This window comes from Cyanobium sp. Morenito 9A2 (assembly GCF_024345575.1).
GTDB lineage: Bacteria > Cyanobacteriota > Cyanobacteriia > PCC-6307 > Cyanobiaceae > ATX-6F1.
The window spans coordinates 171,885-197,698 of record NZ_JAGQBJ010000005.1; the positions used below are offsets into that span (position 1 = coordinate 171,885).

At 67.6% G+C, this 25,814-nt stretch carries 32 protein-coding genes; 21 read left to right on the forward strand and 11 right to left on the reverse strand.

The features are described from left to right. Positions 1–79 precede the first annotated feature (79 nt). Complete coding sequence (locus KBY88_RS08590; protein ID WP_254939507.1) at positions 80–586, reverse strand: hypothetical protein; 507 nt, start codon at positions 584–586, stop codon at positions 80–82. Positions 587–614: 28 nt separating this feature from the next. After that, positions 615–1,148, reverse strand: a complete 534-nt coding sequence (locus KBY88_RS08595; RefSeq protein ID WP_254939508.1) for a 4'-phosphopantetheinyl transferase family protein — start codon at positions 1,146–1,148, stop codon at positions 615–617. Positions 1,149–1,284: 136 nt separating this feature from the next. Here KBY88_RS08595 and bcp point away from each other — a divergent pair, with 136 nt between their 5' ends. Then, on the forward strand, positions 1,285–1,752 hold the full coding sequence (gene bcp, locus KBY88_RS08600; protein ID WP_254939509.1) for a thioredoxin-dependent thiol peroxidase: 468 nt from the start codon (positions 1,285–1,287) through the stop codon (positions 1,750–1,752). Here bcp and KBY88_RS08605 read toward each other — a convergent pair. Continuing rightward, positions 1,730–2,458: a type III pantothenate kinase gene (locus tag KBY88_RS08605; RefSeq protein WP_254939510.1), complete on the reverse strand. Its 729-nt coding sequence runs from the start codon at positions 2,456–2,458 to the stop codon at positions 1,730–1,732. The two genes, bcp and KBY88_RS08605, sit on opposite strands and share 23 nt — an antisense overlap. A gap of 4 nt (positions 2,459–2,462) precedes the next feature. Then, on the reverse strand, positions 2,463–3,230 hold the full coding sequence (locus KBY88_RS08610) for a phosphoadenylyl-sulfate reductase (protein WP_254939511.1): 768 nt from the start codon (positions 3,228–3,230) through the stop codon (positions 2,463–2,465). Between the two features lie 137 nt (positions 3,231–3,367). Here KBY88_RS08610 and KBY88_RS08615 point away from each other — a divergent pair, with 137 nt between their 5' ends. From KBY88_RS08615 to KBY88_RS08645, 7 genes are all read left to right on the forward strand, one after another. Next, entirely contained in the window at positions 3,368–4,552 is a 1,185-nt protein-coding gene (locus tag KBY88_RS08615) for an NAD(P)/FAD-dependent oxidoreductase (protein WP_254939512.1), read from the forward strand. After that, complete coding sequence (locus KBY88_RS08620; RefSeq protein ID WP_254939513.1) at positions 4,552–5,217, forward strand: HAD-IA family hydrolase; 666 nt, start codon at positions 4,552–4,554, stop codon at positions 5,215–5,217. Before KBY88_RS08615 ends, KBY88_RS08620 begins: the two co-directional genes overlap by 1 nt. Beyond that, entirely contained in the window at positions 5,214–6,854 is a 1,641-nt protein-coding gene (gene hflX, locus KBY88_RS08625; protein WP_254939514.1) for a GTPase HflX, read from the forward strand. Before KBY88_RS08620 ends, hflX begins: the two co-directional genes overlap by 4 nt. Positions 6,855–6,938: 84 nt before the next feature. Then, a complete protein-coding gene (locus tag KBY88_RS08630) occupies positions 6,939–7,574 on the forward strand; it encodes a peroxiredoxin (RefSeq protein WP_254939515.1) in 636 nt (211 codons plus the stop codon). A gap of 65 nt (positions 7,575–7,639) precedes the next feature. Continuing rightward, a complete protein-coding gene (locus KBY88_RS08635) occupies positions 7,640–9,061 on the forward strand; it encodes a potassium transporter TrkG (RefSeq protein ID WP_396102838.1) in 1,422 nt (473 codons plus the stop codon). Between the two features lie 29 nt (positions 9,062–9,090). Beyond that, positions 9,091–9,795 carry a potassium channel family protein gene (locus KBY88_RS08640; RefSeq protein WP_254939517.1) on the forward strand — a complete coding sequence of 235 codons (705 nt, stop codon included), beginning with the start codon at positions 9,091–9,093 and terminating at the stop codon, positions 9,793–9,795. 4 nt (positions 9,796–9,799) lie between these two features. After that, positions 9,800–10,966: an anhydro-N-acetylmuramic acid kinase gene (locus KBY88_RS08645; RefSeq protein ID WP_254939518.1), complete on the forward strand. Its 1,167-nt coding sequence runs from the start codon at positions 9,800–9,802 to the stop codon at positions 10,964–10,966. A gap of 6 nt (positions 10,967–10,972) precedes the next feature. Here KBY88_RS08645 and KBY88_RS08650 read toward each other — a convergent pair whose 3' ends face one another. After that, a complete protein-coding gene (locus KBY88_RS08650; protein ID WP_254939519.1) occupies positions 10,973–11,293 on the reverse strand; it encodes a ribbon-helix-helix domain-containing protein in 321 nt (106 codons plus the stop codon). Between the two features lie 538 nt (positions 11,294–11,831). On the opposite strand from KBY88_RS08650, the gene KBY88_RS08655 reads away from it, so the two are divergent. After that, on the forward strand, positions 11,832–12,068 hold the full coding sequence (locus KBY88_RS08655) for a DUF8682 family protein (RefSeq protein WP_254939545.1): 237 nt from the start codon (positions 11,832–11,834) through the stop codon (positions 12,066–12,068). A 398-nt stretch (positions 12,069–12,466) separates the two neighbouring features. Then, positions 12,467–12,700 carry a DUF8665 family protein gene (locus KBY88_RS08660; RefSeq protein ID WP_254939520.1) on the forward strand — a complete coding sequence of 78 codons (234 nt, stop codon included), beginning with the start codon at positions 12,467–12,469 and terminating at the stop codon, positions 12,698–12,700. Positions 12,701–12,706: 6 nt separating this feature from the next. Here the strand turns inward: KBY88_RS08660 and KBY88_RS08665 are convergent, their stop codons facing one another. Then, positions 12,707–12,916 (reverse strand): hypothetical protein, encoded by a 210-nt coding sequence (locus KBY88_RS08665; protein WP_254939521.1) that lies wholly within the window; start codon positions 12,914–12,916, stop codon positions 12,707–12,709. Positions 12,917–13,090: 174 nt separating this feature from the next. Between KBY88_RS08665 and KBY88_RS08670 the strand changes: the two genes are divergently transcribed. From KBY88_RS08670 to KBY88_RS08680, 3 genes are all read left to right on the forward strand, one after another. Then, the gene (locus KBY88_RS08670) at positions 13,091–14,815 is read left to right on the forward strand and encodes an ABC-F family ATP-binding cassette domain-containing protein (protein WP_254939522.1); all 1,725 of its coding nucleotides are present in this window, start codon (positions 13,091–13,093) and stop codon (positions 14,813–14,815) included. Positions 14,816–14,923: 108 nt separating this feature from the next. Beyond that, positions 14,924–15,109, forward strand: coding sequence for a DUF8642 family protein (locus tag KBY88_RS08675; RefSeq protein WP_254939523.1), 186 nt, complete (start codon positions 14,924–14,926; stop codon positions 15,107–15,109). Positions 15,110–15,261: 152 nt separating this feature from the next. Continuing rightward, positions 15,262–15,543, forward strand: a complete 282-nt coding sequence (locus KBY88_RS08680) for a hypothetical protein (protein ID WP_254939524.1) — start codon at positions 15,262–15,264, stop codon at positions 15,541–15,543. Here KBY88_RS08680 and KBY88_RS08685 read toward each other — a convergent pair. Beyond that, the gene (locus KBY88_RS08685) at positions 15,540–16,700 is read right to left on the reverse strand and encodes a trypsin-like peptidase domain-containing protein (protein ID WP_396102824.1); all 1,161 of its coding nucleotides are present in this window, start codon (positions 16,698–16,700) and stop codon (positions 15,540–15,542) included. The genes KBY88_RS08680 and KBY88_RS08685 overlap by 4 nt on opposite strands. A 315-nt stretch (positions 16,701–17,015) precedes the next feature. Between KBY88_RS08685 and KBY88_RS08690 the strand changes: the two genes are divergently transcribed. The 3 genes from KBY88_RS08690 (at position 17,016) to hrpB (ending at position 20,626) form a co-directional block, all read left to right on the forward strand. Further along, positions 17,016–17,318, forward strand: a complete 303-nt coding sequence (locus KBY88_RS08690) for a DUF2973 domain-containing protein (protein ID WP_254939525.1) — start codon at positions 17,016–17,018, stop codon at positions 17,316–17,318. Positions 17,319–17,388: 70 nt separating this feature from the next. Further along, complete coding sequence (locus tag KBY88_RS08695; RefSeq protein ID WP_254939526.1) at positions 17,389–17,772, forward strand: DUF8663 family protein; 384 nt, start codon at positions 17,389–17,391, stop codon at positions 17,770–17,772. 214 nt (positions 17,773–17,986) lie between these two features. Next, the gene (gene hrpB, locus KBY88_RS08700) at positions 17,987–20,626 is read left to right on the forward strand and encodes an ATP-dependent helicase HrpB (protein ID WP_254939527.1); all 2,640 of its coding nucleotides are present in this window, start codon (positions 17,987–17,989) and stop codon (positions 20,624–20,626) included. Here the strand turns inward: hrpB and KBY88_RS08705 are convergent. After that, positions 20,565–21,317: an HAD family hydrolase gene (locus KBY88_RS08705; protein WP_254939528.1), complete on the reverse strand. Its 753-nt coding sequence runs from the start codon at positions 21,315–21,317 to the stop codon at positions 20,565–20,567. The two genes, hrpB and KBY88_RS08705, sit on opposite strands and share 62 nt — an antisense overlap. Positions 21,318–21,665: 348 nt before the next feature. Here KBY88_RS08705 and KBY88_RS08710 point away from each other — a divergent pair, with 348 nt between their 5' ends. The 5 genes from KBY88_RS08710 (at position 21,666) to KBY88_RS08730 (ending at position 24,082) form a co-directional block, all read left to right on the forward strand. Next, on the forward strand, positions 21,666–21,812 hold the full coding sequence (locus KBY88_RS08710; protein WP_254939529.1) for a CAB/ELIP/HLIP family chlorophyll-binding protein: 147 nt from the start codon (positions 21,666–21,668) through the stop codon (positions 21,810–21,812). Positions 21,813–21,938: 126 nt separating this feature from the next. Next, a complete protein-coding gene (locus tag KBY88_RS08715) occupies positions 21,939–22,115 on the forward strand; it encodes a hypothetical protein (protein WP_254939530.1) in 177 nt (58 codons plus the stop codon). Positions 22,116–22,131: 16 nt separating this feature from the next. Beyond that, positions 22,132–23,346 (forward strand): exodeoxyribonuclease VII large subunit, encoded by a 1,215-nt coding sequence (gene xseA, locus KBY88_RS08720; RefSeq protein WP_254939547.1) that lies wholly within the window; start codon positions 22,132–22,134, stop codon positions 23,344–23,346. Further along, positions 23,343–23,672 carry an exodeoxyribonuclease VII small subunit gene (gene xseB / locus KBY88_RS08725; RefSeq protein WP_254939531.1) on the forward strand — a complete coding sequence of 110 codons (330 nt, stop codon included), beginning with the start codon at positions 23,343–23,345 and terminating at the stop codon, positions 23,670–23,672. Before xseA ends, xseB begins: the two co-directional genes overlap by 4 nt. Continuing rightward, entirely contained in the window at positions 23,669–24,082 is a 414-nt protein-coding gene (locus KBY88_RS08730; protein ID WP_254939532.1) for a DUF2834 domain-containing protein, read from the forward strand. The genes xseB and KBY88_RS08730 overlap by 4 nt, the downstream gene beginning before the upstream one ends. On the opposite strand, the gene KBY88_RS08735 is transcribed toward KBY88_RS08730, so the two are convergent. The 3 genes from KBY88_RS08735 to KBY88_RS08745 are packed head-to-tail and all read right to left on the reverse strand — an operon-like array spanning position 24,030 to position 25,553. Continuing rightward, positions 24,030–24,389: a hypothetical protein gene (locus tag KBY88_RS08735; RefSeq protein WP_254939533.1), complete on the reverse strand. Its 360-nt coding sequence runs from the start codon at positions 24,387–24,389 to the stop codon at positions 24,030–24,032. The two genes, KBY88_RS08730 and KBY88_RS08735, sit on opposite strands and share 53 nt — an antisense overlap. After that, on the reverse strand, positions 24,389–24,625 hold the full coding sequence (locus KBY88_RS08740) for a glypican (RefSeq protein WP_254939534.1): 237 nt from the start codon (positions 24,623–24,625) through the stop codon (positions 24,389–24,391). The genes KBY88_RS08735 and KBY88_RS08740 overlap by 1 nt, the downstream gene beginning before the upstream one ends. Positions 24,626–24,644: 19 nt before the next feature. Then, positions 24,645–25,553 (reverse strand): YihY/virulence factor BrkB family protein, encoded by a 909-nt coding sequence (locus tag KBY88_RS08745; RefSeq protein WP_254939548.1) that lies wholly within the window; start codon positions 25,551–25,553, stop codon positions 24,645–24,647. Between the last annotated feature and the right edge of the window lie 261 nt (positions 25,554–25,814).

The following is a 25,814-nucleotide window of genomic DNA, read 5'->3' on the forward strand; positions in this document are numbered from 1 at the left end:
CCTGGCCGATGACAAACAATGCCCTTGGGTTGACAGCCTGCTCGTGGGAAGGGCGAGCGCCATCGCCACGGGGCGCGTCTTACCCCCGGCGCTGCCGACGTTCCGGGGTCCTCAGTTCGATCCAGCCCTCTGGGCACTGCAGTCGGCCGGCGCGCAGGGCAAAGGGTCCCGGGGTGCCCTCACCGCGACAACTCACCGCCCGCGGGGCATTGTTCACACCCTCGACCCGGCCGATGTAACGCTCTCCTCCCCCTTCGCTGGGGGCGAGCCGCAGTTCGATGCTGCCGGGCCCACTCACCACCCGGGCCGTCATGTCGTCGGGGGGCTCCAGGCCGATCACATCGAGGTAGGGGGTAAAACCACCCCAGACGAAGCGGGTGATCTGGCCACCCACGAAGCGATCGAGGCTGATGGCGGCCCGTTCACGGCTGTCCTGGAGAGCTTCTTGGTGCTCCAGCTCGGCCAGCATCCGATCACTGCCCGTGCCGTTGCGGCGGCCCAGCGGGGGCTCCAGCGGCAGGTCGAGCAGACCGGCCAGGCCGAGCAGGCCCAAGGCGGCGATCACGACGAGGCGAAGGGCGACCACCAACTTGGCCAGGGCGGCTGGGCGGACCCTAGCCCCACTCGACCAACTCAACCTCCTCCCCCGCGGCGGCGCACAGCCAACCCTGACACTCCTTGATGTAACTGGTGGGCGCTGCCGATCCACACAGGTTCAGCAGCACCTGGCGCCGGTGGTCCCAGCACCAGTGGCCCAGGTCGGCCGCCAGGCTGCCGCCGCTCCATTTGATCGCCGCTTCCTTATGCACCCAGCTTTCCAGCACGGCCCGGCGCAGGGCCGCCGGATCGAGCCCCGCCAGCTGCCGGCACTCCTGGGGCGGGAAGAACCGCTTCGCCAGGGCCGCGGCCTGCAGGGGGCGATGGCGATTCTCCAGATCCACACCGATCGGCTGCGACGACCAGCCGATCAGCAAGCGATCCCCGCTGTGGGCCAGACTGATCCAGCCGCTCCCAGGAGCCAGGCGGGGGGGCTCACCCGGTGGGCTGTGCAGAGGCACCGCCAGGGGCTCGCAGGCCAGGAGCTCCGCCAGGGTTTGGCGCACCAGGGCTCGGCTGGCGCCGTAGCGCCCGCGCACACCGTCCGGCAACTGGGCCCACCAGGCCTGCTCCTGGGGAGCGAGCCAGGCCCTGGGGTCAAACGCGACGCCGAAACGGAGCAGCCAGAGCCGCGGTCCTCGGTTCGCCGCCCCCTCTAGGCTTCCAAGAATGTTGACTGCGCCCGTGATGGCCCTCCAGATCGGCGATCCCGCCCCTGACTTCACCCTGCCGGACCAGAACGGCCAACCGGTGAACCTGGCCTCATTCAGGGGCCAGCGGGTGGTGATCTACTTCTATCCCAAGGACGACACTCCGGGCTGCACCAAGGAGGCCTGCAACTTCCGCGACCAATGGTCGGTGCTCCAACAGCACGGCATCGCCGTGCTCGGCATCAGCAAGGACTCGGCCACCAGCCACACCAAGTTCATCGCCAAGTACGAGCTCCCCTTCACCCTCCTCAGCGAGGCGGAGCCCTTCCCGGTGGCGACGGCCTACGAGAGTTACGGGCTCAAGAAATTCATGGGCAAGGAATTCATGGGGGTGTTCCGGCACACCTTCGTGGTCGACCCCGAAGGGCGGCTCGAGCAGATCTACCTGAAGGTGAAGGCGGAAACCCAGGCCGATGACATCCTCACGGATCTGGGTCTGAGCTGAGGGCCACCAGGGCCGCCAGCACCAGGTCCGGGTTGTGGCGCAAGGGCAAGGGCGGGGGGTCCAGCAGCGGCCGCAAGACAGGACCATCGCCGCCCGTGAGCCAGAGGGCGGTGGGTTCCCCGCTGCCGGCCAGCTCCTGGGCCGCCGCCCGCACCGCCGCCGCCAGCCCCTGAGCGACACCGGTGGCCATCGCCGCCGCTGTGGCCTCAGGCCAGGGCTCTGATCCCGGAGCCCAGAGCCCCTGGGCAAGGGCTGCGGGCGGCACAGCCGGCAGCGCCGCTGTGCCCGCCGCCAGGGCCCGCAGCTGCAGGCCAAAACCGGCCATCAAACGGCCACCGCGAAAGTGGCCGCCGCCGTCCACGCGGGTGAGGCTCAGGGCGGTGCCCGCATCGGCGACCAGCACCGCAGCACCCGGTTGAAGGAGCTGCTCCCGGCGCCAGGCTCCCCAGCCCGCCAAGGCGCGATCGATCCCCAACCAGGGAGGCAGCCCTTCAAGGGGCACCCGCCCAACGTCAAAGCGCAGCCGCTCCGGCAGGTTCCAGCCTGGTTCCACGGGGCCCACAGCCGCCCATGCCTCGAGGCCGCAGCCATCGAGACCCCCCTGAGGGGGCATGTGGTGCCAGTAGCGCAGGGGGCCGCCGGCCCCCGACTCCACCCAGTGCCAGCGGCTGTTGCCGATCAGCAACCAGCGCCTGGACCCCGCCACCACTTCAGATGCCGTCGCCCATCTCCCCGGGCAGATGAATGCCGCACTCTTGCTTGAGGCCACCGAAGCGGGTGGCTCGGCCGGCGCCATGGCCAGCGCCGCTGCCGTCATCGGGGGCGCTGGAGTGCCAGTCACCGACGGTGCTGTAACCCGCTTCAAACAGGGGATGCTGGGGGAGGCCGTGCTCGTTCATGTAATAGAAGACATCGCGGCTGGTCCACTCCAACAAAGGCCGCAGCGACCAGTGCTCGCGGACGGGATCAAGAATCGCCATGGTCTTGCGGTGGTCGGTCTGACCACCGCGCACGCCGCTGGCCCAGCAGCGCACCCCCAGCTCGTTCAGGGCCCGATCCAACGGTTCCACCTTGCGCAGCTGGTGGTACAGCGTGAGGTCATCGACGTTGCCGGTCTCCCAGAGCCGGCCGTGGAGGGCCTCCATGCGCGCCGGGCTCATGGGCGACTGCAGCACCTGCAGATTCAGGGGCAGCAGGCGGCAGAGGGTGTCGGCGTAGCGGTAGGTGGCCTCCGGCAGGTAGCCGGTGTCAACCCAGAGCACGGGGATGCGATCACTCAGGCGACTGACCATATGCAACAGCACCGCGGACTGGATGCCGAAGCTGGTGGTGAGGGCAAAGGCGTCGCCGAAGGTCTCAAAACCCCATTGAAGCCGCGCCGCGGCGTCGGCCGTCTCCAGGTCGGTGCGGGCGGCGATCAGATCAATCGGTTGACCGAGGCCATCGGTCGGCAACTTCAGCTCAGCGAGCAAGGTCATCGCACCATTCTTGCCTCTGCGTGCTCCCAGCGGACGTAGGAGCAGCGGTGCCCAGCTCGGGGTACCCCATCCAGGCTGTCGCCAGTCATCCAACGCTGATCGCTCTGGTTAGGGTTCGGGTTTGACGCAGGGTTCCGGTGGCGGCCAACGATGCCCTGGTGGTGATCGCCGGTGGCGGCTTCGGTGGGCTTTACACCGCCCTGGCCATGGCCGACCGCCGGCCCCACCCGCCGATCCTGCTGATCGAGCCGAACGAGCGTTTCCTCTTCCTTCCCCTCCTCTACGAGCTGCTCAGCGACGAACTGCGCAGCTGGGAGATCGCCCCCCGCTACGACGCCCTGCTGGCCGGTCGGGGGGTGGCCTGGCTGCGTGATCGGGTGGTGCGTGTCGATGCCGAGGGCCACAGGCTGCAGACCGCCCAGGGGCGTGACTTGATCTACGGCCGGCTGGTGCTGGCCACGGGCGGGCGCCCCGAGAGCTTTGGGGTGCCCGGCGTGAAAGAGCACAGCCTCGGCTTCCGCAGCCTGGCCGATGTGGAACGTCTCCAGGAGCTGGTGCAGCGGCTGCGCCTTGAGCGGCGACCCCTGCAGCGGCTGGCGGTGATCGGCGCCGGCCCCACCGGGGTGGAGCTGGCCTGCAAGCTGGCCGATCTGCTCGGCGAGACGGCCGTGATCGAGCTGATCGAGCAGGGCAGCGAGCTGCTGGCCTCCGGGCGCTCCTTCAACCGCGACCAGGCCCGGGCCGCTTTGCAGCGCAAGGACGTGCGCCTGCGCACCCACACCCGCGTGCTGGCTGTGGAAGCCGAAGCACTTGAGCTCAGCCACGAGGCCGGTGCTGGCAACGGGCCCAGGCGCGAAACCCTGCGGGTGGATGGGGTGATCTGGGCCGCCGGCAGCTCCGCTTCCCTGCCTGAGCTTCACCCCATCCCAGCCCTTGGCAGCGGTGGCCGCCTGCGCTGCAACGACGACCTGAGCGTGGAGGGCCTGGCGGACGTGTTCGCCCTCGGCGATGGGGCCCTGGCGCTGGACGACGAGGGACGAGTCCTGCCCACCACCGCCCAGGTGGCCTTCCAGCAGGCGGAGCTGCTGGCCCGCAATCTGCTTCACTCGCTCGCCTCTGAGCCCCTGGAATCCTTCCACTGGAACGACCTGGGGGAAATGATCAGCCTCGGTGTCGGCAACGCCAGCCTCACCGGCCTGGGGGTCACCCTGGCGGGCCCCGCCGCCTTCCGCCTGCGCCAGATCGCCTACCTGGCCCGCCTGCCCGGTCTGCCCCACCAGCTCAAGGTGGCGGCGGGCTGGCTCTCGGACCTGCGCCGCTGATGGGCGCAGCCCCCGCGATCGCCTCCCCAGCGCCAGTTCCGGTTCGGGGCCTGCTGTTCGATGCCATGGGTACCTTGATCGGCCTGCGGGCCTCGGTGGGCAGCACCTACGCCACCGCCGCCGCGGGCCATGGGCTGGAGCTGGACGCCGCCGCGATCGATCGGGCCTTCGGTCCTGTGCTGCGCCAGGCATCGCCCCTGGCCTTTCCCGGCCTGGAAGGCCCGGCCCTGCTGGAAGCTGAGCGGCACTGGTGGGGGGATCGCATCGATGAAACCCTGAGGGCAGCAGGCGGCGGGCCAACGCCGGAGGCCCTGCGCCATGAACTGTTCGAGCGCTACGCCGACCCCACCCTCTGGCGGGTCTACCCCGGGGTGAGCGAGCAGCTGGAGCGCTGGAACGCCCGCGGCCTGGCCCTGGCGGTGGTCAGCAACTTCGATTCGCGCCTGCTCCCTCTGCTCGAGGGTCTCGGGCTGGCCCCCTGGTTCAAGGCAGTGGTGGTTTCCAGCGCCGCCGGGGCGGCCAAGCCCGATCCACTTCCCTTCCAACGGGCCCTCAAAGCCCTGGGGTTGGAGCCCCCCCAGGTGTGGCACGTGGGCGACAGCCCCGAAGATGAAGCCGGCGCCCACGCCGCCGGCCTGCGTTGCCTGTTGATTCGTCACCCATGAAGCAAGCCGTTCTGCTGGGGCGCACCGCCGGCCTGCGCCCCTCTGTGGTGCGGCGCCTGGAGCGGCTTTCCCAGCGCCGTCACCCCGAAGAGGGCGGCGCTGACCTGCTCACCCTGCAGCGACTGGCGGCGGAAAGCCGGGAGCTGGAGTTGCCCCTGAGCCTGGTGGTGGACGGCCGCGGCCTCGGCCGCCTGCTCTGGGTGGGGCCCCTGGAACAATCGGGACGCCTTCTGGAGCGGCTGCCGGGCTCCCAACGGCGCCAGGGGCCGAACCTGCGCCTGTTCACCTGCGTGGGACGCAGCCGCCAGCTGGACCCCCAGGCGGGCGAAGCGACCGTGGGCCTCGACCTGCAGCCGTTGTTCTGGCTGCGCTTCCCCGACCATGCCGAGGCCGGGGGCCTCTGGCCGGCGGCGGGCTTTGCCCCCGGTGGCTCCGCCGCCCAGCCCTGGCAGCCCCTCGCCAGCGGCGCGCTGGCCGAGCTGAGTGAGCCCGGTGCCCTGGGCAGCACCGAACCGGAGACCACCGAACCGAGCCGGCGCATCGAGGGCCCCGAACGTGTGTTGCTGCTGGCCCTGACCCCTGGCGATCCGATCGAGGCCCAGAGGGAGGTGGGCGAACTCGAGGGGCTGGTGCGCAGCGCCGGCGGCGAACCCGTGGGCCTTGTGCAGCAGCGCCGCCAGCAGGTCTCCCCCCAGACGGTCTGGGGGGAGGGCAAGGTGCAGGAGGCCGCCCTGGAGGCGCGCCGGGTGGGGGCCACCCTGGTGGTCACCGATCGGGAGCTCTCCCCCGGGCAGGCCCGCAACCTGGAACGGATGCTGGATCTCCCCGTCAGCGACCGCAGCGAGCTGATCCTCGACATCTTTGCCCAGCGGGCCTCCAGCAGCGCCGGCCGCCTGCAGGTGGAACTGGCCCAGCTGCGCTACCGGCTGCCACGGCTGAGCGGGCGGGGCCTGAGCCTCTCGCGCCAGGGGGGGGGGATCGGCACCCGCGGCCCCGGAGAAACCCAGCTGGAAAAAGACCGCCGCGTGATTGCCAGCCGCGTCGACCGGCTTCAGAAGGAGGTGAGGCAACTGGGGGAACACCGCTCACGGCTGCGCCAGGGCCGCCGCGGCCAGCGGCGCCTGGCCCTGGTCGGCTACACCAACGCCGGGAAGTCCTCCCTGCTCAATGCCCTCACCAAACCCGTGGCTGGGGAAGAAGCCCTGGCGGAGGACAAGTTGTTTGCCACCCTCGATCCCACCACCCGCCGGCTGGATCGACCCAACCCAACCGGCGGCCCCCCCACCAGCCTGCTGCTCACCGACACCGTCGGCTTCATCCGTGGCCTGCCACCGCCGCTGGTGGAGGCCTTCCGCTCCACCCTGGAGGAAACCCTCGAGGCCGACCAGCTCCTGATCGTGGTGGACCTCTCCGATCCCGCCTGGATCCACCAGGTGCGCACGGTGGAGGCGATCCTCGATGACCTGGGCAGCGCCGCTCCCCGGCGACTGATTGGCAACCAGATCGATCGCTGCCCGGTGGAAGCGATTGAGCAGGCTCGCCTGCACGATCCCCAGGCCCTGTTCATCTCCGCCACCGCCGGCCTCGGACTGGAACGGCTGCGGGACTGGCTGTTTGATCCAACCCCCGCGTTGTAACCAGGGGCACTTCCGTGGGCGCCCAGGCCGGGAAGGGGCGCGATCTGCTATGCCAGCATCGTCCGGTTGAACGCGAACGCCTCCATGACACTGCTCCTCGGGGATACCGTCCCCGATTTCACCCAGGATTCCCAGCTGGGTCCGATCAACCTCTACGACTTTGCTGGTGACAGCTGGGTGGTCCTGTTCTCCCATCCCGCCGATTTCACCCCTGTCTGCACCACCGAACTCGGTGAGGTGGCCAAGCTCCGCCCTGAGTGGGACAAGCGCAACGTCAAAACCCTTGCCCTCAGCGTTGACACGGCCGAAAGCCACAAGGGTTGGATCCCCGACATCAACGAGACCCAGCACACCTCGGTCGATTACCCGATCCTTGCGGATGGCGACAAAAAAGTCAGCGACCTCTACGGCCTGATCCATCCCAACGCCCTCAACAACCTGACCGTGCGTTCGGTGTTCGTCATCGACCCCAACAAGAAGCTGCGTCTGCAGATCACCTATCCCGCCAGCACCGGCCGGAACTTCGATGAGATCCTTCGGGTGATCGATTCGCTGCAACTCACCGACCACCACTCCGTGGCCACCCCGGTGAACTGGAAGGACGGAGAAGATTGTGTGGTGGTGCCCTCGATCTCCACCGCCGACGCCAAAGTGAAGTTCCCCAAAGGCGTCACCGAGGTCAAGCCTTACCTGCGCTTCACACCCCAGCCCAACAAGTAAGACCCCTCACCGGGCAGACTTCAGCTCCCCGCGACTTCGGACGCCGGGGAGCTTTTTTGTTGCTCCTGCGCCCATTGCCCCCCCGAAACGACTCCCGCGAGCCCTGGCTTGCCGCCTTGGTGCTATGGCGCCGCCAGCTCACCGTTCCCCAGTTCACCGCCGTCACCGGCGCCCTGGTGATCGTCACCGGCACCCTGATGCTGGCCACACCACTCTGCTCCAGCGACAGCGTGGGGCTCTGGGAGGCGCTGTTCACCGCCACCTCGGCCATCACCGTGACCGGCCTCTCGATCATCGATGTGGGCACCGAACTCACCTTCGCCGGCCAGGTGGTGCTGGCGGGGCTGATCCTCACCGGCGGCCTCGGCCTGATGGCGATCACCTCCTTTCTGCAGGGCCTGCTGCAGCGGCAGGTGGGCCTGCAACGGCACCTCGATCGGGGTCGGGCCCTCGATGAATTCGGCGTCGGCGGCATCGGCGCCACCTTCCACAGGATCCTGATCAGCGCCGTCGCGGTGATGGGCCTGGGCACGGCCGTGCTCTACGGCTTCGGCTTCAGCGACATCCCCAACCGGGGGGAGCGGCTCTGGGCCGCCCTTTTCCACGCCATCAGCGCCTACAACAACGCGGGCTTCGGCCTCTGGAGCGACAGCCTGGTGCGCTACCACAACAAGCCTTTGGTCAACCTGGTGATCGCCCTGTTGATCGTCACGGGGGGGATCGGCTGGCGCGTCACCCACGAGCTCTGGACCAAACGGCGGCGGCTGCTGAGGCTGCGACAGCTCAGCCTTCACACCACCCTGGTGATCCAGAGCACCGGGGGCCTGATCCTGCTCGGGGCCTTGGGGTTGCTCGCGACCGAGCACTTCGCCCTGGACGGGGTCGTGGCGAATCTCGCCTGGTGGGACAAGGTGCAGGTGGTGATGTTCCAGTCGGTGAGCACCCGCACCGCCGGCTTCAACACGATTCCGCTCTCGATCAACACCGTCTCCGACGCCGGCCTGCTGCTGATGATCACGCTGATGTTCATCGGTGCCAGCCCCGGCGGCACCGGCGGCGGCATCAAAACCACCACCTTCGCCGCCCTGCTGGCCGCCACCCGCTCCACCCTGCAGGGCTACACCAGCGTGGTCATCCATGCCCGCCAGATCCCGGACAAAACCGTGCTGCGCGCCGTGGGGGTGACCGTGGCCTCGGTGCTGTTCGTGCTGATGATGACCCTCTCGCTGGGGCTGGGGCGTACGGCCGGCGGGGAAGTCAGCACCCTGCACTTCACCTTCCTTGAAAAACTGTTCACCTGCGTGTCGGCCTTCGCCACGGTGGGGCTCGACCTGGGGGTAACGGCCCAGCTCAGCCGCTGGGGGCAGCTGGTGCTGATCGTGGGCATGTACGTGGGCCGCCTGGGAATTCTGCTGCTGCTGTCGGCTCTGTTCACCGCGCGGCCCCAGAATCGAGTCGGTTACCCCCGTGAGGAGTTGTATGTCTGAACCGAAGCGGGCATGAGCGGCACGCAGCCATGAGCAACTGGTGGCAATGGGCCTCGGGCGAAGCCCCCCTGGCCGGCAGCTTTGCCGTCATCGGAGTGGGCCGCTTCGGCAGTGCCGTCTGCAAGGAGCTGGTCAGGGCAGGGGCGCCGGTGCTGGCCATCGACAGCAGCCAGCGGGCCATCGATGAGCTGCGCCTGATCGATCCGGCGATCGAGGCCCGGGTGGTGGATTGCACCGAAGAGGAAGCCCTGCGCGCCGCTGGCCTGTTCGATCTCTCCACGGTGGTGGTGGCGATCAGTGAACCGATCGAGGTCAGCATCACGGCCACCTTGATCGCCAAGGACACACCGGACAGCCGGGTTCGTCAGGTGATTGCGCGCGCCACCAGTGATCTGCACGAAAAGATGCTGTTGCGGGTCGGCGCCGACAAGGTGATTTTCCCCTCGCGCATGCAGGGGGAGCGGCTGGGGCGTGAACTGATCCGCCCCAACCTGCTGGAGCGCCTGCGCCTCGACGACCGCAACAGCATCGAGGAGATCCGGGTGCCCAGGGCCTTCGTGGGGCGCTCCCTCAGGGAGATCAACCTGCGCAAGAACTATGGCGTCAGCGTGCTGGCCGCTGGATGCGCCGAACGACTGCTGGTCAATCCCCCCGCTTCCCTCACCCTCAATGAAGGCGAGCTGTTGGTGGTGATGGGGCCCAGTGACGCGCTCGAATCGCTGCCCTCAAGCTGAGCCCATGCGTGTGCTCGGCCTGATGAGCGGCACCAGCGCCGACGGCGTCGACGCCGTGCTGGCCCAGTTTGCTGGCCCCCCCGCCCGGCCCCGCTGGCGTCTGCTGCGCCACGCCTTCCGGCCCTATCCCACCGCCTTGCGCCACGCGCTGGTGGCGGCTGGCCAGGGTGTTCCCCTGGCGGCCGAGGAGGTGCTGGAGCTGAGCGAAGCCGTCACCGAAGCCCAAGCGGCCTGCGCCCGGGCCTGCGATCCCCAGGCAGAGGCGGAGCTGGTGGGCTGCCATGGTCAGACCCTCTGGCACCGGCCACCGGCGGGCGGGCGGCGCGGGGCCAGCTGGCAACTGCTGCAGGGTCCGGTGCTGGCGGAGCTCCTGGGAAGGCCGGTGGTGTTCGACTTCCGTTCCCAGGATCTGGCCTTGGGCGGCCAGGGGGCGCCGCTGGTGCCGGCCGCCGACGCGGCGCTGCTGCCGGCGATTGGCGGCTGGCGAGCCGTGCTCAACCTCGGCGGCATCGCCAACCTCACCCTGTTGCCCCCGGCCACGGGACCCGATCGCCACCAACAGGTGCGGGGCTGGGACTGCGGTCCGGCTAACACCCTGCTGGACCTGGCCGTGGAGCGCTTCAGTGGCGGCACCCTCTGTTACGACGCCGATGGCCGCTGGGCCGCCGGCGGCCAGGTCAATGAAACCCTGATCGAGCGCTGGCTCCAGGAGCCCTACCTCCAAGCGGCCCCCCCGAAATCCACGGGACGCGAACTGTTCGGTGCCCCTGATCTGGAACGGCGCCTGGCCGAGCTCACCAGCGCCTGCGGCCACGACCCCCCTGCCGCCAGCGATCAGGCCGATGCCCTGGCCAGCCTCACCGCCTTCACGGCGGCGGTGGTGGCCGCCGACCTGAAACGGGGCATCACTCCCCTAGAGCTGCTGGTGGCCGGTGGCGGCGCCCGCAATGGCGCCCTGATGGCGGAGTTGCGTCGGCGCTGTCCCGGCACGCAGGTCAAGCCCCTGGCGGAGTTGGGCATTGGCGAGAGCGAACGGGAAGCCCTGGGTTTCGCGCTGCTGGCTTGGTGGCACCAGAAGGGGTTTGAGGGCTCCCTGCCCTCGGTCACCGGCGCCCCCCAGGCGGCGGTGCTGGGGGTGCGGGCCGATCCCCAGGGCCCCAGGCAGCGCTGAGAGCCATCAGCGCTCCGACGATCGGCCGGGCCGCTGCAGCCTCAGGCGCCGGGGAACCCCACGCAGGCGGCTGGGCCGTTCCTGGCTGCGTTCTTCAAGGGCCTCCCGGAATTCGTCAGTGGCCTGGCGGCCCGTGGGCTGGCGCTCGCCGGCCGCCCGATCGATGCGCTCAAGGCCTTGCTGGATCAGCACCTTGGCCATGTTGCTGACCGTGCGCGACTCCGCTTCGGCCACGTCATGGAGCCGGGCACAGAGCTCCTCCGGCAGGACCACCTGAATGCGCGGCGACTTGGGCTTGCCACTGGTGGAGGTCTGACGGATGGCCAAGGCAAACGGGGATCAGAGGATCAGATCCGGCCGGAACGGATCCCCAGGGATCCAGCTCGTTACCAACAAGTGTACAGAGATGCACAAGGATAGTATCCGTGGTTATGCTTGTCCTGGGTTCTTCCCTCAGCCGCTTCACTCAGCTGCTTCTCCCCGTCCACCCGGAGGCCACTAGCCGCCCTCTGGATCAGCGCAACACCAGCCCCCACGCTCAGCCCCCCCCCCAGGTTCACCCGCGGCCCAAGCGCGGGAAAGAAGCCGCCAACCCCAGCGCCCTGACCTGGAACACCCCACCAGACCGATCTGGGAGTCGCCTCAATTCCGACGCGTGAACGTCCGGCTCGCCCACTCGGTCCCGTCAGCCCTTCCCCCTGAACCAGCCGTGGCCCCCCGTACCGCCTCCGCCTCCCGCCCAGCCCGAACAGCCCCTCCCACCGGGACCGGTCGAAGCGAATCAGGACAAACCGAAACCCGCGGCAGCGAATCAGGCCTCCGCGCTCAAGGGGAGCGCAGCGCCAAGGCGGGCCGGGCCAGCAGGGTGCAACGCCAAGCGGAGCGCAGCGATGTGCTGGTTTCGGCTGTGATCAGCACCTATCTGCTCACCCACTTGCACCACGTCCTCCAACGGGCCGAATTCGGCGCCCAGCAGGAGGGTCGCGACTCCCTGGCGGCCAACTACGCCCAGCTGCGCAAAGTGCTCTGCCTCGATGCCCGCACCATGGAGGATGCCTCCGCCACCGGCGAGGACGACCAGGAGGAGCTCGAGGCGGCCTGAGCAGCGATCGCTGGGCCGCACACACCCCTTGTCGGGTCGCCTTCCGTTTGCCCAGGCCCCTTTCCCGGAGGGCCGACGGTTCCAGCGCCAACGCGTTGATCGCCCCGCTCCGCGACATCGGGACCGCTCAGGCGATTCGCCAGCTGAACCGTGATTGGCCTGACGCCCTCAACGAGAGCAGAAACCGTTGGTCCAGGGCCAGCCTCCCGTTCGATGCCCTCAGAGGTGGCTGGTAAAAGCCCGGAGCGATTCCACCCTTGGCCCCGGGACTGATGGCCAAGGGCCGGTGGGGCCCCGGCGGGGCCGAGGCGAAGGGACAGGCCCCATCACGATCCGCCCCGTGCCCTGGGCAAGAACGGCTGAGGCTGCATAGGGTCAACGCAGCCCAAGCCGCTGCCATGGCCGACTCCGCCGCCGCCCAGCTCTACGACCTGATCCGCCAGGACGGCGAGCTCACGCGCTCCCTCTTCCGTCAGGCCCTCCAGGACCCCGGCGGCACCGTCCAGAGGATCCGCCAGCTGGGACAGGAGCGGGGCCTGGAGCTCACTGACGACACCATTCGCCAGTTCATCGCTTCCCTCGATGACGACGCCAGCAAGCAATGGCTGGTGAAGGCCCGCGGCGGACTCTGAAGCGCCTCAGGGCAAAGGAACCGAGCCTGGCCCAGCACCAGCCCCGGGACTCCCCGGCGGCTGGGGGCCGGGCCTACCCAGGGAGGGCGCCGGTGCCGGCAGCCTGGGCCGGTGGCCGTCATCACTCTTGGCCCAGCTGAAGAACAACCAGTAGCTCACGATCGCCAGGCCCGCTGCGATCACCACGGCGGCCACCTGCTCCAAACGCTTGACCATGGCTGGTGAGGAGAGGGCGGCCCATCGAGTCTGCCGAATCACTCCGTCCCAGCCGCCCACCCACGCGAGGGTACGGGTCACCGGCCGGATTCCGTGCGGCTCTGTCGACGCGGAAGCGCGGCCGCAGCGGCCAACGGTGATGATGGGGATTACACCAGGTCTCCCCTCGCCTCCGTGCTTCGTCTTGAACGCGTTTCAAAGATTTACCCTACGGGTGAGGTGCTGCGCGACATCACCTGGGAGGTGAAAGGCGGCGATCGCATCGGGTTGGTGGGCGTCAATGGCGCCGGCAAGTCCACCCAGATGCGGCTGATCGCCGGCCTGGAGGATCCCAGTGGTGGCCAGGTGGTCAAGCAGGGCGACCCGCGCATCGCCTATCTGCAGCAGGAATTCGACGTGGACCTCGCGCGCAGCGTGCGTGAGGAACTGTTTCAGGCCTTCGGTGAGGCCGCCACTGTGCTCATCCGCCAGCACCAGGTGGAAAAGGAGATGGCCAGCGAGCAGGCCGCCAGCGACCCCGACCATCTCCATGAGCTGATCCACGAGCTGGGTCGCCTGCACACTCGTTTCGAAGCGCTCCACGGCTACGAACTCGATGCCCGCATCGACAAGCTGCTGCCCACGATCGGCTTCAGCCCCGAGGGGGCCGAGCGGCCGGTGGGGGATTATTCCGGCGGCTGGCAGATGCGCATCGCCCTGGGCAAGATCCTCCTACAACAGCCCGATCTGCTCCTGCTCGACGAGCCCACCAACCATTTGGACGTGGAAACGATCCAGTGGCTGGAGGGTTACCTGATCAGCCAGACGATTCCTCTGGTGGTGATCAGCCATGACCGGGCCTTCCTCGATCGGGTCTGCAACCAGATTGTCGAAACCGAACGCGGCATCTCCCGTACCTACCTGGGCAACTACAGCCAACACCTGGAGCAGAAGGCCCTGGAGCGCGAAGCCAGCCAGGCGGCCTTTGAGCGACAACAGAAAGAGCTGAGCACCCAGCAGGCCTACATCGACCGCTTCCGCGCCAGTGCCACCCGCAGCACCCAGGCCAAGAGCCGCGAGAAGCTGCTGGAGAAAGTGGAGCGCATCGAAGCGCCACTGGAGGGCATCGCCGGTCCTCGATTCCAGTTTCCGCCGGCGCCCCGCTGCGGCCGCCAGGTGGCGGTAATCGAGAAACTCACCCACAGCTACGACGACAAGATTCTTTTCCTGGAGGCTGATCTGGAGGTGGAGCGGGGTGATCGGATCGCTTTCGTCGGCCCCAATGGCGCCGGCAAATCCACCCTGCTGCGGTTGGTGATGGGCCTTGAAGCCCCCGACGACGGCAGAGCCCGCCTGGGGGAGCACAACGTGATCGCCGGTTATTTCGAGCAGAACCAGGCCGAGGCCCTTGATCTCAGCAAAACGGTGATCGACACCCTGTTCGAGGCGGTGCCCGACTGGACCCAGACCCAGGTGCGCTCCATGCTAGGCAGCTTCGGCTTCAGCAACGACTCCGTGTTCAAGGAGGCCGGCAAGCTCTCCGGTGGCGAAAAGGCGCGCCTGGCCCTGGCCCTGATGCTGCTGAGCCCCTGCAACCTCCTGGTGCTGGATGAACCCACCAACCACCTGGACATTCCCGCCAAGCAGATGCTGGAGGAGGCGCTCATGACCTACGAGGGGGCGGCCCTTCTGGTCTCCCATGACCGCTACTTCATCTCCAGGGTGGCGAACAAGATCGTTGAGCTGCGCGACGGCGAACTCGTCCTCTACCGCGGCAACTACGCCTATTACCAGGAAAAGAAAGTGGAGGAGGCCGCCGAACAGCAAGCGATCGCTGAAGCCCTGGCCAAGGGAGCCAAGAAAACCGCCAACCAGCAGAAGCAGAAAACCCGATCAGCGGCACGTCGTAGGGCGGCGTGAACCACGCCAATGGCCCTGAGTTGAATGACCTAATGAAGAAAGCTGTTTAAGTGGGCGGATCCGGGCACGTGTGCATAGCCTGACAACATCCCCCTTGCATTGGGATCGATGACTGTCCTCATAGGCCATTTCACTCCCTCCTCCCCCCAGGAGCGGGACGGCGCCAGCACCCATCCCGCAGGGCACCGCACCCGGGAAGCGGCGGAGACTTATTTTGAGTGCATCACCACCTGTTCGCTGGATGACGGCGAATGCGTGACCCGCTGCGTGGAGCAACTGCGGGAACTGAACTGAGGCGCCCAGGGGCCTCATCAAGCACGCTCCCGCCCGACACCTTCGGTGCGGGAGCGCTGACACCACCGACCTAGCTCTGTGGCATTCGATACGCGACGCAACGAAACACTTCGTAGCATTGGCCCAGTCCAACGCCCCGTCGCGACGTCACCATGTCCGATCAACTCGCCCTCAGCCTTGGCCAGCAGTTCGAACTGGAGCGCATGAACCGGGTGATCGATTCCACCGGTGACGCCCAGATGCTGCGGGGGCTGGCCAAGCAATTGCTGCAGGCCTGGCAAAGCCAAAAGGCCGCCACCCAGTGGATCATGCGCCAGCAGTTGGCCACACCGTCGAGCTTCGCCATTGACGCGGTCAAAGGTCTCGAGCTGATGGGCGGTGGAGATCCGTCGGGTCCGTCCGCCCCGCCCAATGGCACCATGGACGTGCTTTAACGGCCCAGCTGGGCTGACAGCTCAGTCGGGATCACCCGCACCTGCAGCGGGTTCCCACTGCGAATGACGTCCAACGTCATCGGGCGACCCACGCCGTTTTTCTCCACAGCCGCGATCAGCTGGGGGGGGCCGCTCAGGGGCTGGCCTCCCACTCCCACAATCACATCACCACGACGCAGGCCAGCCTGTTCCGCTGGGCTCCCTGGTCCAACGGACATGACCACGGCGCCACGCCGACCCCCCTGAGCACTCTCCGGGCGCACAGCATCCAAGCCCACACCGATCATCGCGTGGCTCACCCGACCGTTGGCCAGGAGTTGGCCTGCGATGGTACGGGCACGGTTGATGGGGATGGCGAACCCCAGGCCGGCCCCAGGGCCTGAGCGCACCAGCGTGTTGATACCCACGACTTCACCGTCGGAGTTGAGCAGTGGGCCGCCGGAGTTGCCCGGGTTGATGGCGGCGTCGGTCTGGATCAGATCGAGGCGTTTATCGGTGATGCCCAGTTTGCTGACGTTGCGGTTCAGATTGCTGATGATCCCCAGAGTCACCGTGTTGTCGAGGCCGAAGGGGTTGCCCACCGCAATGGCCCAATCCCCCACCTGCAGCCGATCGGAATTGCCGAGGGCGGCCACGGGCCAGCTGCCGGATCCCGCCAAACGCACCACGGCCAGATCGGTGACAGGATCGAGGCCCACCACCTTTCCTTCCACCCGCCTGCCGTCCTTGAGTCCCACGGTCACGCGGCTGCTCTTCTCGACCACGTGGGCATTTGTGAGGATCAGCCCCTCGGCCTGAAAGATCACCCCGCTGCCTTGACCGCGTTCGGTCCGCTGGGAGGGCGGCAGGGCCCGGGGCATGCCGAAGAACTGACGAAAGAAGGGATCCATGAGCATGCCCTGGGGCAACGAGGATCCCCCTTGGGTCACCACCGTTCGCTCCGTATCGATCGTGACCACCGCCGGCCCGGTGCGGCGCACGGCCTCGGCCACAAAGGACTGCTTGGACACGCCCGCCAGGGAGCCCTGCGTCACCTGGGCGAGCACAGGAACGGGAGCCGCCAGCTCAGGCAACGCGAGCAGCGGGGCTGCTGAACCCAGCAGGAGACCAGAGAGCAGGGGGACGGCCCGCCGGGACCGCCAGGACAACCTCGGCATGCAACCACTGCAACGCAGGTGGTCACGCTAAGGAGGGCGCCCTGCCCTTGAACAGCTTCGGCGCGGCGGAGATGTGACCGAATGCACGGGACATCCACCCAGGCCGCGGCGCCCCCTTGCCGCTGACCGGGAGTCCGCACCCTAGAATTGGTGAAGTTCTGTATCAAGCCTTGGACACCGAACATCTCCTTCTCGCTTTTCTCGCCTTTGGGGCCGCCTGCAGCACCCTTTGGGCCTGGACCCTCGCGCAAAATCCCCCGTCTCGGCAATGATGGTTGGAGCACGGCGTGCTGAACCCATCCCCTTCGCCCCGCCATGAGTCCTGCCCTCTCCCAGCTCATTCCCCTCCTCTACGGGGCATGCTTCGTGGTGTTGCTCTATCAGGCCTTCAAAGTCATGGGCCAAGGCTTCAAGGCCATCCCACGGCCCGGTGATCCAAGCGCCATCGGCACCCGCACCGCCTCCCAGCAGCAGAGCGGAGGCTCCGATCGCACGGGCCGGCTCACCATCCATCCAGAGCTGCTCGACGCCGACGGTGAAATCACCCAGGACGATCTGCTGACCGTGCGTTTCAGCGGTGACAACGAACAGCCCACCATGCCCCGGGACCCCGCCTGAATACCCTGAGGTGGGCCCGCTAACCGGTACAACCGGAGCGTGCCCGAGACAACCGGTGGAGACTTCGTCGTTGGACCAGAGAACTCGAATCGTGGCGGCTGTGCTGCGGAGCTTGAAGCTTCCCCCCCGCTTCCGTCTGCACCTGATCAAGGAGGACCCCGTGCGGCTCGAGCTGAGCATCACCCCTGCCTACGGCAAGGATCCGATCCTGGTCGGGCTGGTGGAATCTCAGGATCTGGTGGCCCGCCGTGACCGCGAAGGGCGCATCCCCCGCGACCTTCAGGGCACCTGGGACTGGACCGTTCGCCATGGCACCGTGACCACCGGGGGCTGGAATCCCTACCTCAAAGAAGCCCTGCAGACGATGTTTGAGACTGGTCTGCCGGCCATTGTTTACGAGGAAACCACCGGCGAGGCTTACCACCCCGTTGACGGTGTCCGCCACGTACGCTGAGGACGTTTGGTGCCAAGGGCCACCGCTGGCCCTTGGCAGGGGAGCTACAACGGGAACCAGCATTGATTTCAGGATTTCTTCATGTTTTCCCTGAAGCTCTCCTTCGGGCCCCTGGTGCAGCTCCTGGCCGCCCTGGGGGTGCTCAGCACCCTGCTGGTGACTGTCGCAATCGGCTCCCTGGGCTGAGGCGTCCGCCCAGCCGGGACCTGAGGCGATGAGCCCGCTGGGGCCAGACGAAGCCCTGCCGATTGATCCCCTCTTGGCTCGCATTGTTTCGGCCCTTTCGCCCGGGGGGACGCTGCTGCTCCAGGCGCCTCCCGGTGCTGGCAAGACCACCCGCGTGCCCCTGGCCCTGCTGGAGCATCTGGAGCGCAGCTCTGATCAAGACGGCAAAGCCGAAACGATTTTGATGCTGGAGCCCAGGCGCCTGGCCGCCAGGGCCGCTGCCGAGCGCCTGGCCGCCAACCTCGGTGAAACAGTTGGAGAGCGGGTGGGCTACAGGGTGCGCCTGGAACAGCGGGTTTCCGCCTCCACCCGCCTTGAAGTGCTCACCGATGGCCTGTTTCTGCGGCGGCTTCAGGCTGACCCCGCGCTCGAGGGGGTCGCCTGCGTGCTCTTTGATGAATTTCATGAGCGCCGCGCCGAGGCCGATCTAGCCCTGGCCCTGCTGCGAGAGGCCCGCTCCGTGCTGGCCCCGCACCTGCGTCTGGGGGTGATGTCCGCCACCTTGAACCTGCAGCCCCTGGCCGCACAGCTGCCCGAGGCGGTGGTGATCACCAGCCAGGGCCGCAGCTTCCCAGTGACCGTGGGCCACCAAACGCCGCGGGAGCGGGAGCCCTTGGCCCGGCAGGTGGTACGTGCCCTCGAGGAGCACTGGCTCGACGGCCGCCGCGCTGACGACACCGTGCTGGTGTTCGTGCCTGGTCAAAAGGAAATCCGCCAATGCCAGGAGGTCCTCGCGGTCTGCCCTTGGGCCGCGGGCGTGGTGATCGCCCCCCTGCACGGCCACCAGCCCTTGGAGGCCCAGCGGCGGGCGATCGCGCCGGAGCGGGGCACCGGGGGCAAGGTCGTGCTGGCCACGGCCATCGCCGAGAGCTCCCTGACGATCGAGGGGGTCACCCTGGTGATCGACAGCGGCCTGAGCCGGCGCAGCCGCTTCAGCCCCCGCACCGGCATGGATGGCCTGGTAACGGTGCCCGCCAGCGGCGCCAGCGCCGAGCAACGCGCCGGACGGGCCGGCCGGCTGGCTCCTGGCCGCTGCGTTCGGCTCTGGTCACCGGCGGAGCAGCAGCGCCGTCCCGCCTTCGATCCCCCCGAACTCCAGGAGTGCGATCCCGCCCCCCTGGTGCTGCAGCTGGCCCAGTGGGGAGCTGGGCTGGGCACCGATCTGCCCTGGCTTGAGCCCCCACCGCTGGCCAGCCTCCTGGAGGGCCAGGCCCTGCTGCGCCAGCTGGGGGCCCTCGAGGCTGGCGGGGCTTTGAGTGCCCACGGCCGCGCCCTGGCCCGCTTGGGCCTGCACCCGCGCCTGGGTCACTTGCTGCTGCGCGCCGCTGGGCTGGGCTTCCCGGAGCTGGGATGCGCCCTCGCGGTGCTGCTGAGCGAACGGGATCCGCTCGATTCGCGCGAGCACGGCTGCGACCTGATGCGGCGCCTCGACTGGCTGCGCCAGAACGACCGCGATTCCCGGCGGCAGCCCCTGCTGGCGTTGCAGCGGCAATGGCGGCGGCAGCTCGATGAGACTGTGCACAAGCCGGCGGCCTACCGACCCAATAGCGCGGAGGCAGGGACCTGCACCGAAACCGAAGCCGAGATCGCCGCTGAGCTGGTGGCCTGGGCCTACCCGGAGCGGGTGGCGATCGCGCGCGGAGCGACCTCCAACCGCTACCTCCTGTGCAGCGGCCAAGGGGCCCTGCTCCATCCCACCGACCCCCTGGTGGGCGGCGAAGCCCTGGCCGTGGCTGCCCTTGAAGCCGCCAGCGCCAGCGGTGGCGCCAATGGCCTGCGGGCGGGAGCCAGCCCGGAGGCCCGCATCCTCGCGGCCCTGCCCCTGCCCAAGAGCGTCCTCCTCCGCCTGCAGAACACAGCAGGAGAGGAGGTCAGAAGCCTCCACTGGGATGCCGCCGAAGGACGGGTGCGGGCGCTGATCGAGCAACGGCTCGGTGCCCTCCGGCTGGGCAGCAGGCCCTGGAGCGACCCGCCTGAACCTGCGGTCACCGCCTGCCTGTTGGAGGCCCTCAAGAGGGACGGTTTGCAGCTTCTGCCCTGGACGGCCGCCCGGCGGCAGCTGCAACACCGGCTGGTGCTGGCCCATCAGCACCTTGGTCCCCCCTGGACCGACCGCAGCGACACTGCCTTGGCCGCTGACCTGGGCAGTTGGCTCGGGGAACATCTGACGGGGATGCGCTCCCTGGCGGACCTGGCCGCGATCGAGCTGGGGGAGGCCCTATGGAGCGGCCTGCCATGGGCCCTGCGCGCTGAACTGGATCAGTTGTTTCCAGAACAGGTGGCGATCCCCACCGGCCGGCTCGCCCGCCTCGAATACAGCTCCGGTGAACCCGTCTTGGCGGTGAAGCTGCAGGAGCTGTTCGGTCTGAGAGAAGGCCCCAAGGTGCTGGGGGGCCAGTTGCCGGTCAGCATGCAGCTGCTCTCACCAGCCGGTCGGCCCGTGCAGATCACCCGGGATCTGGCAGGGTTCTGGCGGGGAAGCTACGCACAGGTGCGCCAGGAGCTGCGGGGCCGCTACCCAAAGCACCCCTGGCCGGAGGATCCGCTCACCGCCACACCCACCGCCTTCACGAATCGGAGAGCGGCCAGTTCACCCCCTGGAGCAGGTGGCCGAAGCCGAAGTGGCTGAGCCCCTCGGCGATGCCGGCGCAGCCCTTACCCCGCGCCAGGTAGGTGCCTGGCAGCCGTGGCAAGTGCCTCAGCAACGCTGCCTCAGCGTTGGCCACCATCACACCTTTGAGGCCCGTCTCGAACATGGCTAGGTCGTTGAGGGTGTCACCGGCGGTGACCACCCGAGAGGAGTCCACCTCCAACCACCCAAGCAGCGCCTGCAAGGTGGTGCCCTTGTTCACACCAGCGGGAAGCACATCCAGGTAGCGTCCGTCCGAGAGCAGGCAATCGACTCCCTCCGCCTCGAGGCGGGGGATCAGGCGGTGGTCCAGTTGCGCCGGGTCGTAGTAGTAGGCCAGGCGGCGGTTGTGGCTCTGGGGCTGGGCCTCGAGCCCGGGCTGACCCTTGAGCAGGGGGGCCAGGCGCTCTGGCAACCCGCGCCAGCTGCGATCGATCGGCTCCACCGCCAAGGGCACCGGGCGCAGGCTCGCCCCGCAGGCCACCGTGCACCCCACATCACTGATCACCAGGTGAGGGGCCAACAAGCCGAGAGGCCGGTCCTGCTCCAGCACCCGGGCCACCGAGACCAGGTCGCGACCGGTGCAGAACACATGCAACACCTGATTCCGCTCGCGGCCAAGCCAGTGGTAGAAGCCCCGCCGCCAGGCCGTGGAGCCCGCAAGGAGGGTGCCGTCCAGATCGGTGACCAAGACCAGCGCGGGGGAGGTAGGCAAGCTGACGGTCAGCTGCTGCTGGAGCAGGTGCCGGCGGGCGGGGGGGGGCAGAACCGGGAGGTGACGGGAGCCCAGGCTAGGGCGATTCCGCGTACATCCCTGCCTGAGGGGGAGATCCTCCGGCGCAGTGAAACTTCAACCCAAGCCCCAGAGCCATGACCCGCCTGAAGGGCATTCGCCCTGGGCGAGCTTTGGACGACCCAGCCCGTTCGTCGCCAGAAATCTTCCGGAGGGGAGCCAGAATCCCGCGAGAAGAGAAACGATCCTCGACATTGTCAAGCCGCCACCGAATTTCGTTACGGTTTCTTGATGATTCCTCAAGCCATGACGAACTCCACCCAGCCCCGCTTCGGCTTCGTCTCCTTCGCCGAAACCTGGAACGGTCGCCTGGCCATGCTCGGTTTCGTGATTGGCCTGGCCACCGAACTGCTCACCGGCCAGGGCATCCTCACCCAGATCGGCCTCAGCTGATCCCTGAATCCTTCAAAACCATGTCCGAAGTCCGCTCCAGCCCAGGCTGCCGGGGCGGGCTTTTTCGTTCGGGGCCTTCCCTGCCATCCATCAAACTCAAGAACGCACCCATCGCCCGCCCCAGCCTTGGCCCGCTTCTACGCCAAGAACCGCCGCGACGGCTCCCGTCAGCTGAGCAGTGCCTTGGTGATTGCCTCGATCGCCGCCTTCAACATCAGTCACCCGATCGGCAGGGCCGTGTGCCTGATCGCCGGTGCCCTCAGCCTCTACTGGTGGTCCTGCTACCGACGCCTTGACCACTGAACCAATCACGGGAACCATCACCACCGGAGTCGATAGGGCGGCCCCAGGCCGCGGCGAAGGGCTTCCCCGTTACAGCGTCGCAGGCTTCAACCAGGCGGTCGGCAACTTGCTGGAGCGCGGCTTCGCCCCCCGTTTCTTGATCGACGCCACCGTCTCGCGGCCCCAGCTCAAGAAGGGCCACCTGTGGCTGACCCTGGTGGACGGGGAGGCGTCGGTGAGTGCGGTGGTCTGGGCCTCGCAGCTCCCCCGCCTGACCTTCCGGCCCGAAGAGGGCGACGGGGTGACGGTGGTGGGCAAGCTCAACTTCTGGGCGGCTCGGGCCTCCCTGGCCGTACAGGTGCTCGATCTGCGACCCAGCCTCAGCAGCGTCCTGCGTCAGTTCGAGCGCACGCTGGAGCGGCTGGCCCCCGAAGGGTTGTTCGAGCCCGCACGCAAGCGCCCGCTCCCCGAGGCTCCCCAAGCCATCGCCCTGCTCACCAGCGTTCCCAGTTCCGCCTACGCCGACATGCTGCGCACCGCGGCGGAGCGCTGGCCCGCCACTCGGCTGGTGGTGCTGCCCATCCCCGTGCAGGGGGCCGTCGAGGCCCAGATCTGCGCAGCCCTTGAGGGGCTTCTGGCGCAGGCCGCAGCCCTTGGACTGGAGGCGATCGTGCTGGCCCGCGGCGGCGGCAGCCGCGAAGACCTGGCGGTGTTCGATGGCGAAACCCTGGCCCGCCGCCTGGCCCACTGCCCACTGCCCGTGGTGACCGGCCTGGGCCACGAAGACGACACCACCATCGCTGATCTGGTGGCGGATTACCGCGCTGCCACCCCCACGGCGGCGATCGTGGCCCTGCTGCCCGATCGCCCGGCGGCCCTGCTGCGGCTCCAGCAGGGCCGCCGACAGCTCCACGGCCTGGTGAAGCTGAGGTTGAAAGCAGCCGCTCTGCGCCTCACCTCGCAACGGGATCAGCTCCAGCACTGGTCACCCGCCAGAGCGCTGGAGGCCAGGCGCCGCGACCTGGGACAGCGTCGACAACTGTTGGAGGCCCTCTCACCGCAACGGTTGCTGGGGCGGGGGTTCTGCCTGATTCGCGATCCAAACGGCCGTCTGGTGCGCTCCATCGATCAACTGGCCCCGGGCCTGGCGATCGAAGCCCAGCTCGCCGATGGCCGCGCCGACGGCCTGATCACAGCGGTGGCTCCCGCCGCTGTGATCCCACCACCGCCCCGAGCCCCGGCAACGCCATGAGCGCCAGCGAACCCGGTCAATCCAAGAAGGGCCGCGGCAAAGGCGCCCCAACCCAAGCTGCCTCCACAAGCAGCAACGCGGCCGATGCCGACTGGAGCGATGTGATCGCGAGTCTGAGCTACCAGCAGGCTCGCACCGCCATGGATCTGGCCATCGCCCAGCTTCAGGCTGAGGACCTGGAGGTGGAACAGATGGTGGACCTCTACCGCCGCGCCCTGGCCTATGCCGAGCGCTGCGAGCAAGTGCTCGATGGCGTGGAGCAAGTGGTGCTCCACCTCGACCCCAGCACACTCACCGTTATCCCATCAGACAGCACAACGCCATGAGTATCACCGAGTCGATCCAGACAAACGCCCCGCGGCCCTGGGTGGCCTGGGTCTACCTGACGCTGTCCGTGGCCGGCGCGATCCTCCCCTGGATGGCCAACCTCGAATTCATGCGCCAGCACGGCGCCGCCTTCGACTTGGGTCTCTTCGTGAGGCTGGCCAACGCCAACCCCGCCGCCCAATCGCTGTCCAGAGATCTATTGGTTGGCTCGAGCGCCGTGCTGCTCTGGATGGTGGTGGAAGCCAGGCGGCTGGGCATCAGGGGCCTATGGCTTGCTTTGCTCTGCACCGTGACCATCGCTTTTGCCTGCGGTGCTCCCCTGTTTCTCTTTCTCAGGGAGCGGCGACTGCAGGAGCTCAGCCTTCTGAGTGGGGGTCCAGCACCGTTTGAGCCACCACATCAATCGTGACGTCGGTGGGGTCGATCGCCTCCGCTGACGCAGGAGTGCCGCTCTGGGTGGCTCCGCCGAGGGACGTTCCACAGGCAGGGCATCGCTCCGTACCAAGGCTGGAGAGACCACAGGCTGGGCAGGTGCACAGGCGGCTCTGGAGAACCTTCCAGGCGATCACACCAACGCCAGCGAGTAGCAGTGGCAACAGCAGCAGGGTGAGGGTGAGCCCGCCGAGGAGATCGAGCAGGAGTCGCCCGGCGGGACCTGGAGCCAGCACCAGCAGACCCAACAGCAACACCCAGAACCAGGGGAAAGGACGCTGCATCAGCGACGGAAGCGCGGGTCCGTCTCCATCCAGCGCTCCAGAGCGGCCAAGGCCTCGATGCCGGACCAGCCGCACAGAAGCGCTCCAACCAACAGGGCAGCCGTCAGCCCGACAGCCACCAGCACCGGCACCAAGGTGAACGTCAGGAAGGCCAGCAACACACCGGCGCCGACACCGGCGCAGAGCAGAGCCAGGCTCGCAGGCAGGGGACGCAGGGAAAGGCTTGGTTTGCCCACTCGTTCACCACAGATGTGTTCATCCTGCTCCCTGGTTCAGCCGATGGCTCTCCCCGTGGGGTGTGGATGGCCCCCCAGTCGCTCGACCACTGATCACAACGCTGAGGGCCAGACCGTAATAAAGAATCACCCCCACCAGCCAAACCCACAGGGTCAACACCAGCACTCCACCGATCACGCCGTAGGCCTGGAAACGGGAACCCAGCGACACGAGGCTTCGGCCCAGGGCCACGTTCAAGAGCGTGAGGCTGAGACCGATCAGCAGCGCGCCTGGGATCAACGGACCGATCGGCACGTACCGAGATGGCAGCAGCCGCAACAGGGCATAGGCCAGCAGGCAGGAGATCACAGCGGAGATCAACCGATCAAGCGCATCTGAAACAGGAAAGAACAGCAAGAACGACCCGGGCACCCACTCCGCCATAGCAGCGCGCCAGGAGGACGGATCGAGCATGCGAATGCTGGTGGTGAGCTGATCCAGCACCATGAACACAGCCACAAAGAAGACGAGCGCAAAGGCTTCCATGCGAACACGCAGAAAATGTGCAACGGAGACCTGCCAGCTCACCATCTGCGGGGCACTGGTGCGCAGTCCCCAAAGCCGATCTGCCCCTCGCTGAAGGGTGAGGTAAGCGTTACTTGCTGTGAGCATAAGAAAGACCAGACCGACGATTCCGGCGCCGGTACCCTGGCGATACAACCTATCCAAGGAAAGTCGCACGAAGGGCTCCGCCGAATCCGGAAGAATCGTTGAAGCCGATTCAAGAATTCTTTCCGTCAATCCATCATCACGACCAAGAATGCGACTCGCTATCGACACCACAATCAGCAGGATTGGGAATAAAGATTGCAGGCTGTGATAGGCGAAGGCCGCGCTGAGATCAACGCAATCGTTTCGATCCCACAAGCGATAGGCACGCCAAAACACCTTCAACAGGCGACGAGGAATCCCCCTTCGCCTCAAAGGACCTTGGTGCTCCAACGTTGCGTCAGGTCAAGATGACAAGACTTTAGAGCGATCCCAAGAGAAGGCTCAACCTCCAGACACAAGAAAGCCACCCCTTCGGGTGGCCTTCTCTCCATCTCACTCGCGCTACTCACTCCTTACGGATGATCGGCAACTTGAGCTGATAGTCTTGGATGAAAGTTTTACCTGGCATCGAGCTATTTTTGCAGGAAGCTACCCTCC

Excerpts from the sequence above, each read along its gene's own strand:
- bcp (WP_254939509.1), top strand. The coding sequence starts at position 1,285 with ATGGCCCTCCAGATCGGCGATCCCGCCCCTGACTTCACCCTGCCGGAC.
- KBY88_RS08610 (WP_254939511.1), bottom strand. The coding sequence starts at position 3,230 with ATGACCTTGCTCGCTGAGCTGAAGTTGCCGACCGATGGCCTCGGTCAA.
- KBY88_RS08620 (WP_254939513.1), top strand. The coding sequence starts at position 4,552 with ATGGGCGCAGCCCCCGCGATCGCCTCCCCAGCGCCAGTTCCGGTTCGG.
- hflX (WP_254939514.1), top strand. The coding sequence starts at position 5,214 with ATGAAGCAAGCCGTTCTGCTGGGGCGCACCGCCGGCCTGCGCCCCTCT.
- KBY88_RS08630 (WP_254939515.1), top strand. The coding sequence starts at position 6,939 with ATGACACTGCTCCTCGGGGATACCGTCCCCGATTTCACCCAGGATTCC.
- KBY88_RS08640 (WP_254939517.1), top strand. The coding sequence starts at position 9,091 with ATGAGCAACTGGTGGCAATGGGCCTCGGGCGAAGCCCCCCTGGCCGGC.
- KBY88_RS08645 (WP_254939518.1), top strand. The coding sequence starts at position 9,800 with ATGCGTGTGCTCGGCCTGATGAGCGGCACCAGCGCCGACGGCGTCGAC.
- KBY88_RS08660 (WP_254939520.1), top strand. The coding sequence starts at position 12,467 with ATGGCCGACTCCGCCGCCGCCCAGCTCTACGACCTGATCCGCCAGGAC.
- KBY88_RS08665 (WP_254939521.1), bottom strand. The coding sequence starts at position 12,916 with ATGGTCAAGCGTTTGGAGCAGGTGGCCGCCGTGGTGATCGCAGCGGGC.
- KBY88_RS08675 (WP_254939523.1), top strand. The coding sequence starts at position 14,924 with ATGACTGTCCTCATAGGCCATTTCACTCCCTCCTCCCCCCAGGAGCGG.
- KBY88_RS08680 (WP_254939524.1), top strand. The coding sequence starts at position 15,262 with ATGTCCGATCAACTCGCCCTCAGCCTTGGCCAGCAGTTCGAACTGGAG.
- KBY88_RS08685 (WP_396102824.1), bottom strand. The coding sequence starts at position 16,700 with ATGCCGAGGTTGTCCTGGCGGTCCCGGCGGGCCGTCCCCCTGCTCTCT.
- KBY88_RS08690 (WP_254939525.1), top strand. The coding sequence starts at position 17,016 with ATGAGTCCTGCCCTCTCCCAGCTCATTCCCCTCCTCTACGGGGCATGC.
- hrpB (WP_254939527.1), top strand. The coding sequence starts at position 17,987 with ATGAGCCCGCTGGGGCCAGACGAAGCCCTGCCGATTGATCCCCTCTTG.
- KBY88_RS08710 (WP_254939529.1), top strand. The coding sequence starts at position 21,666 with ATGACGAACTCCACCCAGCCCCGCTTCGGCTTCGTCTCCTTCGCCGAA.
- xseB (WP_254939531.1), top strand. The coding sequence starts at position 23,343 with ATGAGCGCCAGCGAACCCGGTCAATCCAAGAAGGGCCGCGGCAAAGGC.
- KBY88_RS08730 (WP_254939532.1), top strand. The coding sequence starts at position 23,669 with ATGAGTATCACCGAGTCGATCCAGACAAACGCCCCGCGGCCCTGGGTG.
- KBY88_RS08735 (WP_254939533.1), bottom strand. The coding sequence starts at position 24,389 with ATGCAGCGTCCTTTCCCCTGGTTCTGGGTGTTGCTGTTGGGTCTGCTG.